This is a genomic window from Rhodomicrobium sp. R_RK_3 (genome assembly GCF_002198715.1).
Classification (GTDB): domain Bacteria; phylum Pseudomonadota; class Alphaproteobacteria; order Rhizobiales; family Rhodomicrobiaceae; genus R-RK-3.
Map to the genome: position 1 here is coordinate 235,671 of NZ_MWLK01000033.1, position 13,755 is coordinate 249,425.

Annotated in this window: 11 protein-coding genes and 1 pseudogene; all 12 read left to right on the forward strand. The window is 66.8% G+C overall.

All coding sequences use genetic code 11. From position 1 onward, the window contains the following. Position 1 precedes the first annotated feature (1 nt). Positions 2-1,558: a ferredoxin:protochlorophyllide reductase (ATP-dependent) subunit B gene (gene bchB / locus BLEFHOIH_RS20650; protein ID WP_088347922.1), complete on the forward strand. Its 1,557-nt coding sequence runs from the start codon at positions 2-4 to the stop codon at positions 1,556-1,558. Continuing rightward, positions 1,533-5,315, forward strand: coding sequence for a magnesium chelatase subunit H (locus tag BLEFHOIH_RS20655; protein ID WP_088347923.1), 3,783 nt, complete (start codon positions 1,533-1,535; stop codon positions 5,313-5,315). The genes bchB and BLEFHOIH_RS20655 overlap by 26 nt, the downstream gene beginning before the upstream one ends. Beyond that, positions 5,312-6,220, forward strand: a complete 909-nt coding sequence (bchL, locus tag BLEFHOIH_RS20660; RefSeq protein ID WP_088347924.1) for a ferredoxin:protochlorophyllide reductase (ATP-dependent) iron-sulfur ATP-binding protein — start codon at positions 5,312-5,314, stop codon at positions 6,218-6,220. Before BLEFHOIH_RS20655 ends, bchL begins: the two co-directional genes overlap by 4 nt. After that, positions 6,220-6,921, forward strand: a complete 702-nt coding sequence (gene bchM / locus BLEFHOIH_RS20665) for a magnesium protoporphyrin IX methyltransferase (RefSeq protein WP_088347925.1) — start codon at positions 6,220-6,222, stop codon at positions 6,919-6,921. Before bchL ends, bchM begins: the two co-directional genes overlap by 1 nt. Then, positions 6,918-8,351, forward strand: coding sequence for a BCD family MFS transporter (locus BLEFHOIH_RS20670; RefSeq protein WP_170937290.1), 1,434 nt, complete (start codon positions 6,918-6,920; stop codon positions 8,349-8,351). Before bchM ends, BLEFHOIH_RS20670 begins: the two co-directional genes overlap by 4 nt. A 19-nt stretch (positions 8,352-8,370) precedes the next feature. After that, a complete protein-coding gene (puhA, locus tag BLEFHOIH_RS20675) occupies positions 8,371-9,183 on the forward strand; it encodes a photosynthetic reaction center subunit H (protein WP_088347927.1) in 813 nt (270 codons plus the stop codon). After that, the gene (gene puhB, locus BLEFHOIH_RS20680; protein ID WP_170937291.1) at positions 9,180-9,860 is read left to right on the forward strand and encodes a photosynthetic complex putative assembly protein PuhB; all 681 of its coding nucleotides are present in this window, start codon (positions 9,180-9,182) and stop codon (positions 9,858-9,860) included. Before puhA ends, puhB begins: the two co-directional genes overlap by 4 nt. Positions 9,861-9,871: 11 nt before the next feature. After that, a complete protein-coding gene (gene puhC / locus BLEFHOIH_RS20685; RefSeq protein WP_088347929.1) occupies positions 9,872-10,342 on the forward strand; it encodes a photosynthetic complex assembly protein PuhC in 471 nt (156 codons plus the stop codon). Next, a complete protein-coding gene (locus BLEFHOIH_RS20690) occupies positions 10,339-10,635 on the forward strand; it encodes a hypothetical protein (RefSeq protein WP_088347930.1) in 297 nt (98 codons plus the stop codon). The genes puhC and BLEFHOIH_RS20690 overlap by 4 nt, the downstream gene beginning before the upstream one ends. Beyond that, positions 10,632-11,696 (forward strand): magnesium-protoporphyrin IX monomethyl ester (oxidative) cyclase, encoded by a 1,065-nt coding sequence (gene acsF, locus BLEFHOIH_RS20695; RefSeq protein WP_088347931.1) that lies wholly within the window; start codon positions 10,632-10,634, stop codon positions 11,694-11,696. Before BLEFHOIH_RS20690 ends, acsF begins: the two co-directional genes overlap by 4 nt. A 15-nt stretch (positions 11,697-11,711) precedes the next feature. Then, positions 11,712-12,410 (forward strand): annotated as a pseudogene (gene puhE / locus BLEFHOIH_RS27375) (putative photosynthetic complex assembly protein PuhE); the annotation flags it as partial. A 198-nt stretch (positions 12,411-12,608) separates the two neighbouring features. After that, the coding region (hemA, locus tag BLEFHOIH_RS27380) for a 5-aminolevulinate synthase (RefSeq protein WP_170937299.1) at positions 12,609-13,755 on the forward strand (1,147 nt) is incomplete at its 3' end.

Genomic DNA, 13,755 nt, shown 5'->3' on the forward strand with positions numbered 1-13,755 from the left:
CATGCAACTCACCGTCTGGACCTATGAAGGCCCGCCGCATGTCGGCGCGATGCGGATCGCGACGGCCATGAAGGGCGTGCATTACGTGCTGCACGCGCCGCAGGGCGATACCTATGCGGATTTGCTGTTCACGATGATCGAGCGGCGCAATCACCGCCCGCCGGTGACGTACACCACATTCCAGGCGCGCGACCTCGGCGGCGACACCGCCGAGCTGTTCAAGCGCGCCGCGCAGGACGCCTATGAGCGCTTCAAGCCCGAGGTGATGCTGGTCGGCTCCTCCTGCACGGCGGAGCTGATCCAGGACGATCCGGGCGGGTTGGCCAAGGCGCTGGCGCTGCCGATCCCGGTCGTGGCGCTGGAATTGCCAGCCTACCAGAAGAAGGAAAACTGGGGCGCGGCGGAGACCTTTTACCAGCTCGTGCGGACCGTCGCCGGACCGAATGCGCCGGCTCCCGGCGTCGAGCGTGCCCCGCGCGCGGACGGCGCCCGCCCGAGCTGCAACATCCTCGGCCCGACCGCGCTCGGCTTTCGCCACCGCGATGACGTGACCGAAATTCGCGGGCTGCTGGAAAAGCTCGGCGTCGATGTCCGCGTCGTCGCCCCGCTGGACGCCACGCCCTCCGACATCGCCCGCCTCGGCGAGGCCGATTTCAACGTCGTGCTCTATCCCGAGATCGCACACACCGCCGCGACCTGGTTGAAGCGCACATTCCGCCAGCCGATGGTCACGACCATCCCGATCGGCGTCAACGCCACGCGCGACTTCATCGAAGAGGTTTGCAGCGTCGCCGGCATCGGCAAGGCCGACGCGCTCGAAGCCCAGTCGCGCCTGCCCTGGTACTCCCGCTCGGTCGACTCCTCCTACCTCACCGGCAAGCGCGTCTTCATCTTCGGCGACGCCAGCCACGCCATCGCCGCCGCCCGCATCGCCAGCGAAGAACTCGGCTTTGCCGTCGTGGGCCTGGGCACCTACAGCCGCGAATTCGCCCGCGACGTGCGCGCGGCTGCGGAAAAATACGGCGTCGAGGCGCTGATCAGCGACGACTATCTCGAAGTCGAGCAGCGCATCGTCGAATTGCAGCCGGAAATGGTGCTCGGCACGCAGATGGAGCGCCACATTGCCAAGCGCCTCGGCATCGCCTGCGCCGTGATCTCCGCTCCCGTCCATGTGCAGGATTTCCCGGCCCGCTACTCGCCGCAAATGGGTTTTGAGGGCGCGAACGTCATCTTCGACAGCTGGGTGCACCCACTGATGATGGGCCTGGAAGAACACTTGCTGGTGCTCTTCCGCGACGACCCCGAATTTCACGACGACGCCAAGGCATCGCACCTCGCCTCGGTCGAGGGCACCGCCGAGCGCGCGCCGCAAGCCCCCGCCCCGACGCCCGACGCCATCATCGTCTGGAACCCGGACGCCGAGACCGAGCTGAAAAAAATCCCCTTCTTCGTGCGCGGCAAGGCGCGCCGAAACACCGAAAGCTATGCCCGCGAACAGGGCCTTGGAACGATCAGCGTGGAGACGCTTTACGATGCAAAAGCCCATTTCGGCCGCTGAGGCGACGTCCTCCCGCGCGGCCGGCAGGGCTGCGCCGGTTCGCGTCGTCATCGTTACCATCGACACCCATCTGGCCTCCGCCGCCGAGCGCGCCCGCGACGGCCTGCGCGCCGAATTGCCGGGCCTGTCGCTCGCCTTGCACGCCGCCTCCGAATGGGGTGAGGACGCCGCCGCTTTGGCGCGCTGCCATGCCGACATCGCCGAGGCCGACATCATCGTCACCACCATGATGTTCATGGAGGACCATATCCGCGCCATCGCCCCGGCGCTCCAGGCCCGGCGCGATAATTGCGACGCGCTGGTGTGCTGCATGTCGGCGGGCGAGATCATGCGCATGACCCGCATGGGCGCCTTCACCATGGACGGCTCGTCGAGCGGCGCGCTGGCGTTTCTGAAGAAGCTCAAGCCCAAGCCGAAGGAAGGCAAGCCGGGCCAGCCGGGCGGCGCGCAGCAGATGGCGCTGCTCAGGCGGGTTCCGAAGATCTTAAAATATATCCCCGGCTCGGCGCAGGATGTGCGCGCCTATTTCCTGACGCTGCAATATTGGCTGGCGGGCTCTCAGGAAAACCTCGCCAACATGATCCGCATGCTGGTCGACCGCTATGCCGATGGCGAGCGGCGGGCCTTGCGCGGGCGGCTGACGGTGAAGGACCCGACCGATTATCCCGATGTCGGCGTCTATCATCCGCGTCTGCCCGGCCGCATCGCCGACCGGCTCGAAAAGCTGCCGGTCGCGGGCAACCAGGGGACGGTCGGCCTGCTGATCCTGCGCTCCTATGTGCTGGCCGGAAATGCCGGGCATTATGACGGCGTCATCGCGGCGCTTGAAGCGCGCGGCCTGCGGGTGATCCCCGCCTTCGCCGCCGGGTTGGACGCGCGCCCCGCCATCGAAAAATTCTTCATGAAGAACGGCCGCTCGAACGTCGATGCGGTGATCTCGCTGACCGGCTTCTCGCTGGTCGGCGGCCCGGCCTACAACGACAGCAAAGCCGCCGAAGCCATCCTCGCCCGGCTCGACGTGCCCTATCTCGCCGCCCACCCGATCGAGTTCCAGACGCTTCAGCAATGGGGCGCCTCTGATCGCGGTCTGCTGCCGGTCGAGAGCACCATCATGGTCTCGATCCCCGAACTCGACGGCGCCACCGGCCCGATGGTGTTCGGCGGCCGCTCGGACGGGACCAACGCGCCCTGCACCGGCTGCGCCCGCGCCTGCACCTTCCCGGTGACGAAGGCGCGCGACATGCATTCATGCCCCGAGCGCGCCGGAACACTCGTCGCCCGCGTCGAAAAGCTGGTTGCACTGCGCCGCTCGCGCCTCGCCGACCGCCGCGTCGCCATCGTGCTGTTCAACTTCCCGCCCAATGCGGGCAACACCGGCACCGCCGCTTATCTCTCCGTCTTCGCCTCGCTGCACAACACGCTGGCCGCGATGAAACGCGCCGGATACGCAGTCGATGTGCCGCCCAGCGTCGATGCCCTGCGCGAGCGCATCATCCACGGCAACGCCGCCCGCTTCGGCGCACTGGCCAATGTCGAGGCGCGCATCACCGCCGACGACCACGTCCGCCGCGAGCCGCATCTGCGCGAGATCGAAACCCAGTGGGGACCGGCTCCCGGCAAGCAGCAGAGCGACGGCACGACCATCCACGTGCTCGGCGCGCGCTTCGGCAATGTCTTCGTCGGCGTGCAGCCCGCCTTCGGCTATGAAGGCGACCCGATGCGCCTGCTGTTCGAAAAAGGCTTTTCGCCGACCCACGCCTTCTCCGCCTTCTACCGCTGGCTGCGCGAAGACTTTGGCGCCCACGCCCTGCTGCATTTCGGTACGCATGGGGCGCTCGAATTCATGCCCGGCAAGCAATCCGGCATGTCGGCCAAATGCTGGCCCGACCGCCTGATCGGCGACCTGCCGAACTTCTACCTCTACGCCGCCAACAACCCGTCCGAAGGCATGATCGCCAAGCGGCGCGGCGCGGCCACCCTCGTCAGCTACCTGACGCCGCCCGTCGCCCATGCCGGGCTCTATCGCGGCCTGATCGACCTGAAGGCCAGCATTGAGCGCTGGCGGGGCATCGGCCCGGAGGAGTCCGCCGAGCGCGCGCCCCTCGCCGAGCTGATCCAGGCGCAGGCCGCGACCGTCGATCTCGCCCCCGCCGAACCGGCCTGGACCGATTGCGACGCGGAAATCGCCGCGCTCAGTGCCGCCGTGCTCGAACTGGAATACACGCTGATCCCGCACGGCCTGCATGTGGTCGGCGAAGTGCCCACGGAACAGGAGCGCATCGACACGCTGCTCTCCATCGCCGAAAGCTCGCACGGCGCGCGACCCGCCGCCGAGGCCGTCGCCGCCCTGGTACGCGGCAAGACACCCGAAGCCGCCCTCACCGCCGCCGGCATGGACGCGGGGGAAGCCAACCTCACCATGTTCCGCGCCCTCGCGACCACCGACCGCCTGCTTTGCCAGGACCACGAGACCGGCGGCGTCCTGCGCGCCCTCGACGGCCGCTATATCCGCCCGGCCCCCGGCGGCGACCTGCTGCGCACGCCCGACATCCTGCCGACCGGCCGCAATCTGCACGGCTTCGACCCCTTCCGCCTGCCGAGCGCCTACGCCGTCGCCGATGGCGCGCGCCAGGCCGACCGGCTGATCGCCCGCCACATGGAAGACGGCAACGCCTTCCCGGAAACCATCGCCATGGTGCTCTGGGGGACCGACAACCTGAAATCCGAAGGCGGCCCGCTCGCCCAGGCGCTCGCGCTGATGGGCGCCAAGCCGCGCTTCGACTCCTATGGTCGCCTCTGCGGCGCGGCGCTCACCCCGCTCGCCGAACTCGGCCGCCCGCGCGTCGATGTCGTCATCACCATGTCCGGCATCTTCCGCGACCTCTTACCGCTCCAGATCAAGCTGCTCGCCGAAGCCAGTTTCATGGCCGCCTCCGCCGACGAGCCGGACGCGCAGAATTTCATCCGCAAGCACGCGCTCGCCTATCAGCGCGCCCACAACTGCGACCTGGAAACCGCCGCCCTTCGCGTCTTCGGCAATGCGGATGGAGCATACGGCGCCAATGTCGGCAACCTGCTGGAAAGCGGGCGCTGGGACGACGAGGACGAACTCGCGGAGACCTACACGCGGCGCAAAAGCTTCGCCTATGGCCTCAAGGGCAAGCCCGTCGAGCAGCCCGCGCTGTTCAACGCCGTGCTGAAAAGTGTCGAGCTGTCCTACCAGAACCTCGACTCGGTCGAACTCGGCGTGACCACCATCGACAATTATTTCGACACGCTCGGCGGCATCAGCCGGGCGGTCGGCCGGGCGCGCGGCGGCAAGGCGGCCCCCGTCTATATCGGCGACCAGACGCGCGGCGAGGGCGCGGTGCGCACCCTCAACGAACAGGTCACGCTCGAAGCCCGCACGCGCATGCTGAACCCGAAATGGTACGAGGGCATGCTCAAGCACGGCTATGAGGGCGTCCGCCAGATCGAGGCGCATGTCACCAACACCATGGGCTGGTCGGCCACCACGGGCCAGGTCGCGCCCTGGGTCTACCAGCGCCTCAGCGAAACCTTTGTGCTCGACGACGCCATGCGCGCGCGTCTCGCCGAACTCAACCCCACCGCCTCGGCCAAGCTGGCGAACCGGCTGATCGAGGCGCATGAGCGGAACTACTGGTCCCCCGACGCCGACACGCTGAACGCCCTGCGCGAAGCGGGCGATGAGCTCGAGGACCGGCTTGAAGGCATCCACGCGGAGGAAGCGGCATGAGTCTCGATCTGAAATCCGGCTGTGGAGGCTGCGCCACCTTGCCGCCCGACGGCGAAGGCAGCGTCCAGGTGCATCTGGACCCGAAGGTGAATCTGGGCACGGCGAAGGTGTTCGCCGTCTACGGCAAGGGCGGCATCGGCAAGAGCACGACGTCCTCGAACCTGTCGGTGGCGTTTTCGAAACTCGGCAAGCGCGTGCTGCAGATCGGCTGCGACCCCAAGCACGACTCCACCTTCACGCTAACGAAGAAACTCTGCCCAACAGTCATCGACGTGCTCGAATCCGTCGAGTTCCACACCGAGGAGCTGCGCGTCGAGGACTTTGTCTTCGAGGGCTATAACGGCGTCATGTGCGTCGAGGCGGGCGGTCCGCCTGCCGGCACCGGCTGCGGCGGCTATGTCGTCGGCCAGACGGTCAAGCTGCTCAAGGAGCATCACCTCCTCGAAGACACCGACGTGGTGATTTTCGATGTGCTCGGCGACGTGGTCTGCGGCGGTTTCGCCGCGCCGCTGCAACATGCCGACCGGGCGCTGATCATCACCGCCAACGATTTCGACTCCATCTTCGCCATGAACCGCATCATCACGGCGATCTCGGCCAAGGCGCGCAATTACAACGTCCGGCTCGGCGGCATCATCGCCAACCGCAGCGCCAATACCGACGAGATCGACCGCTTCTGCGAGGCGACCAGCTTAAAACGCATCGCCCATTTCCCCGACCTCGACATCATCCGCCGCAGCCGGCTGAAGAAATCGACGCTGTTCGAGATGGAGCCGTCGCCGGAGCTGGAAGCCGTACAGAAGGAATATATGCGCCTTGCCGCCGCGCTCTGGGCGGGCGTAGAGCCGCTCACCGGATCGGCCATGAAGGACCGCGAAATTTTCGACTTCCTGGGGTTCGATTGATGCCCGAGGCCACCTACCAGCGACGGCGCGACCAGCTCGAGACCTATTTCGATCACACGGCGGTCGATGCCTGGAAGCGGCTGACTTCGGAGGCCCCCGTCAGCGGCATCCGCGCGACCGTCCGCGCCGGCCGCGACCGGATGCGGGCGACGCTGCTCAAATGGCTGCCGGAGGATCTGCGCGGGGCCCGCCTGCTCGATGCGGGCTGCGGCACCGGCGCCTTCGCCCGCGAGGCGGCGCAGCGCGGCGCGGAGGTCGTCGCAGTCGATCTGTCGCCCAAGCTGGTGGATTTCGCGACCGACATCTCGCGCGGCAAGCACGGAACCGGCCGCATCGATTTCATCGTCGGCGACATGCGCGATCCCCGGCTCGGCCGCTTCGACCATATCGTCGCCATGGACTCGCTCATCCACTACAAGGCCGGCGACATCGCCGCCGTGCTCGCCGATTTCGCCGATCGCGCCGAGCGCTCGATCCTGTTCACCTTCGCCCCGCGCACGCCCCTGCTCGCCACCATGCACGCGGTCGGGCGGCTCTTTCCGCGCACCGATCGCGCGCCGGCCATCGAGCCCGTCAGCGACATCGGGATGCGCACCGCGATCATCCGCAACGACACGCTGAGCAGTTGGAAGGCGACCCGCAGCGAGCGCGTCTCGGGCGGCTTCTACATCTCGCAAGCCATGGAGCTTCGTCCCCGGTGAGCGCAACCCGCACCCAGCTCTGGACCTATTGGCGCGCGCTCGGGCCGCAATTGCTGCCGTTCGCCGACGCCGCGACGGCCGAACTGCCGCTGTCCCGCATCCTGCGGCTGTCGCTGTTCCAGGTCACGGTCGGCATGACCATGGTGCTGCTGACCGGCACGCTGAACCGGGTGATGATCCTCGAAGTCGGCATGCCCGCGGGCCTCGTCGCGCTGATGGTCGGGCTGCCGCTGATCTTCGCCCCCTTCCGCGCCCTGATCGGCTTCCGCTCGGACCACCACCGCTCCTTCCTCGGCTGGCGGCGGGTGCCCTACATCTGGTTCGGCACGCTCCTGCAATTCGGCGGCCTCGCCATCATGCCCTTCGCGCTGCTGGTGCTGACGCCCGATGCGCACGGCCCGGCTTGGGTCGGCATGATCGGCGCGGGCCTCGCCTTCCTGCTGACCGGCGCTGGCGTCCACACCACTCAGACCGCCGGCCTCGCCCTCGCCACCGACCTCGCGCCGGCCAATGTGCGCCCGCGCGTCGTCGCGCTGCTCTATATGATGCTGCTGGTCGGCATGGTGGCCAGCGCCCTGGTGCTCGGCGCGCTATTGCAGGATTTCAGTCCGAAACGGCTGATCCAGGTCATCCAGGGCGTGGCGCTGCTGACCATGGTGGTCAACATCGTCGCCCTCTGGAAACAGGAACCGCGCGACCCGTCCCGCACGGCGTTCGACGAAGAGCGCCCGGCCTTCCGCGATGCCTGGAACGAGTTCACTCGCGGCGGACGCGCCAGCCGTCTGCTCGTCGCGGTCGGCCTCGGCAGCGCGGCTTTCAGCATGCAGGACATTCTGCTCGAGCCCTATGGCGGCGAAATCCTGCATCTGACGGTCGGCGCGACCACCGCGCTCACGGCGCTGCTGGCGGGCGGCAGCCTCGCCGGTTTCGCCTATGCCGCGCGAAAACTCACCCAGGGCTTCGATCCCTACCGGCTCGCGGGCTATGGCGCGGTGATCGGCATAACGGGCTTCGCGCTGATCACTTTGGCGGGCCCGTTGGAAACCGCCCTGCTCTTCCGCTGCGGCACCGCCCTGATCGGCTTCGGCGGCGGCTTGTTCGCGGTCTGCTCGCTGACCGCCGCGATGGCGCTGTCGCAAGGCGGCCAGAGCGGGCTGGCGCTCGGCGCCTGGGGCGCGGTGCAAGCGTCATCCGCCGGTCTCGCCATCGCCCTCGGCGGCCTGATCCGCGACGGGGTGGCGGCGCTCGCCCGGTCGGGCGCGCTCGGCGAAGGGCTCGCTACGCCGGCGGCGGGCTACGGCGTCGTCTACAACATCGAAATCATTCTGCTCTTCGCAACGCTGATCGCGATCGGACCGCTGGTCGGCTCACGCCAGCAATCGTCATCCACCTATCAAAGAAAGTTTGGCCTGGCAGACATGCCCAGCTAGGCAAAAGGGAGGTAAGCTCATGGGAACGGGCGCAATCACGCAGCATATCGACGTCGCGCAACTCGTGCTCTACGCGTTTTGGATCTTCTTCGCCGGCCTCTTGATTTATCTCCAGCGCGAGAGCCGCCGCGAGGGCTATCCGCTGGTCTCCGAGATCGACGGCACGCCGATGGATCACGGCATCTGGATGCCGGGGCCGAAAACCTTCCTGATATCGGACGGCACCACCGTCACCGTGCCGGTCGTCTCCAAGGACCGCCAGGTGGTGAACCTGGAAGCCGCGATGCCGGGCACCGGCAATGCCTTCGTGCCGGTCGGCGATCCGATTCGGGCGGGCGTCGGGCCGGGAGCCGACACGCCGCGTTCCCATCGCCCCGACGTCAATTATGAGGGCCGCCCGCGCATCGTGCCCCTGCGCATCGCCACCGAATATTCGATCGATGTCGAGGATGCCGATCCGCGCGGCATGACCGTCTACGGCGCCGATGGCGAGCCGGTCGGCAAAATCATCGACGCCTGGGCCGACACGGCGGATTTCATCCTGCGCTATTTCGAGGTCGAACTGCCGGGCGTCGGCCGCCGCTTCGACAATGACGACGAGACCGCCCCGCTCCTCGACAACCGCGTCCTGCTGCCGGTGAATTTCGCCTCGCAGATCAGCCGCGCGAACAACGCCGTCTTCGTCACCTCCATCCTTGCCTCGCAATTCGCCAATGTGCCGCGCCAGGCCGAGCCGGACCTCGTGACCATGGATGAGGAGGAGCGCATCTGCGCCTATTACGGCGGCGGCTATCTCTACGCCACGCCGCAGCGGCAGGAGTCCTGGCTGTGAGCGATTTCGATTTCGAGCCCGTTCCCGGATTGCCGCAAAAACTGCCCGACGGCGAGGTGCTGCTCTGGCAGGGCAAGCCGGATTGGTGGGTGCTCGCGCGGCGCGTCTACCATGCCGGCTTCGTGGGCGCTTATCTCGGCCTGCTGATCGTCTGGCATGTCGCGAGCGCGCTCTATGACGGCCGCCCGCTCAGCGAAACGGCGGGCGCGGTCGCCTGGACGTCGCTGCTGGCGGCGATCTGCACCGGCATCCTCTGCGGGCTCGCCTATGCCACGGCCCGCACGACGATCTACACCATCACCAGCGAGCGGCTGGTGCTCGGCATCGGCATCGCGCTGCCCATGGCGATCAACATCCCCTACCGGATCGTGGAACAGGCGGCGGCGCGGATCTATCCCGGCGGCTATGGCGATCTGCCGGTGACGCTGCGCAAGGGCGAGGTGATCTCCTATCTGGTGCTGTGGCCGCATGCGCGCCCCTGGCGGGTCAGCCGGCCGGAGCCGATGCTGCGCGGCATTCCCGATGCCGCCGTCGTCTCCGCCTTGCTGGCGCACGCCCTCGCCACCTACGCCTCGCGGCCCGCGACGCGCGAGGAAATCGCGCCCGCAGCCAACGTCAAGCCGCTGCGCCCCGCTTCCGACGCGGGCGCCGAGCCGCGCATCGCGCGCATCGCATAGGAGACGAAGCCATGAACGCAGGCCAGGACAGAGCCCAATCGGAGCAGGTTCCGCAAGGGTTCCTGATCGCGGCGGGATTGCTCGTCGCTCTCACCATTTCGCTGATCGCGGGCGTGCGCCTGTTCGGCGGCGAGAACGGGGCGATTTCGGTCGCCGGAGCGGTTGCGACCCGCGATCTGCGCTTCGTCGACGAGCCGGGCGGCGGCGTCGGCGTCTTCGCGGTGCCGGAAGGGCGGCGCATCGTGACCGTCGATCCCGGCAGCAACGGATTTCTGCGCGGCACCTTGCGCGCGCTCGTGCGCGAGAGGCGGCTGAACGGCGCCGGCGATGCCGAACCCTTCCGCCTGATGCGCCTCGCCGATGGCGCCGTCGTGCTGGAAGATCTCGCCACCGGCCGCCGGCTGCATTTGGGCGCCTTCGGTTCCACCAATTCGGCCGTCTTCGCCGGCCTCTTGCCGACGTCAGGGAACAAGCCGCAATGAGCCTTTTCACCCGCAGCGCCTTCGAAGTGCCCTGCACCATCGAGGTCGAGAACACCTTTGACAGCCTGCACGCCCATGTCGAGCTGGATGGCGGCATCAAGATCGAGCCGGGCGACGAAGTCCGCGTGCATGGCGATCCGATCCGCGTGCCCTATGGCGAAAAGGCGGTGATCCGCCGCCGCGCCACCGTCGTCCGGGCGAGCGCCATCGAACGCCTCTGGACGCGCGCGACGGGCGATCTGGAATTCATGGAACTGTGCGAGTTCAGCTTCTCCTCGGGGAGGAAATTATGACAATCGAGCATTTGTCGCTGTCCAAGGACACGACCGAGGCGGCCCGGCAGGACACCATGCTGAGCCCGCGCTTCTACACCACCGATTTTGACGAACTCGACCGGATGGACGTCAGCGGCGTGCGCGCCGAGTGGGACGAACTGATCGCCGAGATGCGCTCCGACCCGAATAAGAACCACTTCAAGCAGACCAAGGATTGGGATCACATCCGGCTCGAAGACCTGCCGGAGGGCCTCCGCAAGGAATTCGTCGATTTCCTGGTCTCATCGCTGACGGCGGAATTTTCCGGTTGCGTGCTCTATGCCGAGATGAAGAAGCGCGGCAGCAATCCCGATATCGTCGAGCTTTTCAAATATATGAGCCGCGACGAGGCCCGCCATGCCGGCTTCATCAATGACGCGCTGAAGGAATTCGATATCGGCGTGGATCTGGGCTATCTGACCAAGACCAAGAAATACACTTTCTTCAAGCCGAAATTCATCTTCTACGCGACCTATCTCTCGGAAAAGATCGGCTATGCGCGCTACATCACCATCTTCCGGCATTTCCAGCAGCACCCCGAACGGCGCTTCCACCCGATCTTCAAATGGTTCGAGAATTGGTGCAATGACGAGTTCCGGCACGGCGAGGCGTTCGCGCTCTTGATGCGCGCCAACCCGCAGGTACTGACCGGGCTGAACAAGCTCTGGGTGCGGTTTTTCCTGCTGGCCGTCTTCGCCACCATGTATGTGCGCGACCATGCCCGGCCGGAATTCCACAAGGCGCTCGGCATGGACCCGTCCGATTACGGCTTCAAGGTCTTCCGCATCACGTCCGAGATCTCGCGGCAGGTCTTCCCGCTGATGCTCGACCTCGACCATCCCGCCTTCCGCGCCGGACTCGATCGGCTGCGCGACACCAATGAGCGCATGAACGCGGCCAAGGAGCGCGGCGGCATCGTCGGCCGCATCCGGTTCGCCGGCCTCGTCGTCCGCGCGGCGGCGACTTTTGCCCGCCTCTATCTGCTACCGACCAAAACCAACGAGCTGCCCGCCAAGGCGCGGCTCGTCCCGGCGTGGTAAGGAAATCGCATCCACATGGCGGCCTATGTCCTCCCTGCCTTTTACGCGCTGTTCCTCTGGTGGTTCTCGACCGGGGCCATCCTCTATCTGGACGGACTGCCGCGCCGCACCTTTAAATGGAGCATGATCGGCGCGGCGGCGGTGACCGCCGGGGCCTTCTACGGCCTCGACCAGTCCTCCGACGACAGCAGCATCGGCGGCACCTATGCCGCCTTCACCTGCGGCCTCTTGATCTGGGCGTGGCAGCAAATCAGCTTCTACACCGGTTACCTGACCGGGCCGCGCAAGGTGATGTGCCGGGAGGGCTGTTCCGGCTGGCCGCATTTCGGCCACGCGCTGCAGGCCAATCTCTATCACGAGACTTCGATCGCCCTTTCGCTCGGCCTCTGCCTCGTGCTGACCTGGGGCGCGCCCAACCAGATCGGCCTGTGGACCTTCCTCATCCTGTGGTGGATGCATGAGAGCGCGCGGCTGAACGTTTTTCTCGGCGTGCGCAACGTCACCGAGGAATTTTTGCCCGAGCACATGGCCTTCCTGAAGAGCTTCCTCAACAAGAAGCCGATGAACCTGCTCTTCCCTTTTTCGGTGACTGTCTCGACGCTCGCCACCATGTGGGTGGCGCAACTGGCCTGGGCCGCGCCGACGCAGGCGGAGGCGGCCGGATTCAGTTTCCTCACCGCGCTGATGGCGCTCGCCGTGCTCGAACATTGGTTTTTGGTGCTGCCGCTGCCGGCCGAGCGGCTATGGGATTGGGGGCTCTCCTCGCGCCAGCCCGCCCCTGACAGCGACGCTCCGCCCCCCGGCGATGGGCATCATCGTCGCAGCGACACTGCATCCGCCCCGAACCTGCAAACGATCAAGCATAAGAACGGCCAGCGCACAGCCGCGGCAAACGCCCGAAGGGAGGCGAGCATGGACTACAACAGGATTTTCGACGACCGGCTTGGCCAGATCCACGCCGAAGGCCGCTATAGGGTCTTTGCCGATCTGAAGCGCCGCTGCGGCGCCTATCCGCAGGCCGACCAGTTCGCCGACGGCCAGGCGCGCCCGGTGACGGTCTGGTGCTCGAACGATTATCTCGGCATGAGCCAGCATCCGCTGGTGCGCGCGGCGATGCATGAGGCCATCGACGAAGTCGGCGCGGGCTCGGGCGGCACCCGCAACATATCCGGCACCACCCATTATCATGTCGAGCTCGAAGCCGAGCTCGCCGACCTGCATGACAAAGAAGCGGCGCTGCTGTTCACCTCCGCTTACGTGGCGAACGATGCCACGCTCTCGACCCTCGTCAAGCTCATCCCCGGCACGGTGATCTTCTCCGACGAGAAGAACCACGCCTCGATGATCGCCGGCATCCGCCATGGCGGCGGCGAGAAGCGGATCTGGCGGCATAATGACGTCAGCCATCTCGAGGAGCTGCTGGCGAGCTATCCGGCATCGACGCCGAAGCTGATCGTGTTCGAAAGCGTCTATTCGATGGACGGCCATATCGCCCCGATGGCGGCGATCTGCGACCTCGCCGAGAAATACGGCGCGCTGACCTATCTCGACGAGGTCCACGCCGTCGGCATGTACGGGCCGCGCGGCGGCGGCATCGCCGAGCGCGACGGCGTCATGCACCGCATCGACATCATCAACGGCACTTTGGCCAAGGGCTTTGGCGTCATGGGCGGCTATATCGCCGCCAGCCGCGCCTGCTGCGACGCCATCCGCTCCTACGCGCCGGGCTTCATCTTCACGACATCGCTTGCACCGACGCTGGCAGCCGGAGCGCTCGCCAGCATCCGGCATCTGAAGGTCAGCCAGATCGAGCGCGCCCGCCACCAGGAGCGCGCCCGCACGCTGAAGGCCAAGCTGAAGGGCCGCGACCTGCCGGTGATGGACAATCCGAGCCATATCGTGCCGGTGCTGGTCGGCGATCCCGTCCACTGCAAGCTCGTCACCGACATGCTGATGGCCCATTACGGCATCTACGTACAGCCCATCAATTACCCGACCGTCGCCAAGGGCACCGAGCGCATCCGCCTCACCCCGACGCCGCTGCACACCGACGAGCATA

Coding starts and splice junctions, on each gene's coding strand:
- bchB (WP_088347922.1), top strand. CDS start 2: ATGCAACTCACCGTCTGGACCTATGAAGGCCCGCCGCATGTCGGCGCG.
- BLEFHOIH_RS20655 (WP_088347923.1), top strand. CDS start 1,533: ATGCAAAAGCCCATTTCGGCCGCTGAGGCGACGTCCTCCCGCGCGGCC.
- bchL (WP_088347924.1), top strand. CDS start 5,312: ATGAGTCTCGATCTGAAATCCGGCTGTGGAGGCTGCGCCACCTTGCCG.
- bchM (WP_088347925.1), top strand. CDS start 6,220: ATGCCCGAGGCCACCTACCAGCGACGGCGCGACCAGCTCGAGACCTAT.
- puhA (WP_088347927.1), top strand. CDS start 8,371: ATGGGAACGGGCGCAATCACGCAGCATATCGACGTCGCGCAACTCGTG.
- puhC (WP_088347929.1), top strand. CDS start 9,872: ATGAACGCAGGCCAGGACAGAGCCCAATCGGAGCAGGTTCCGCAAGGG.
- BLEFHOIH_RS20690 (WP_088347930.1), top strand. CDS start 10,339: ATGAGCCTTTTCACCCGCAGCGCCTTCGAAGTGCCCTGCACCATCGAG.
- acsF (WP_088347931.1), top strand. CDS start 10,632: ATGACAATCGAGCATTTGTCGCTGTCCAAGGACACGACCGAGGCGGCC.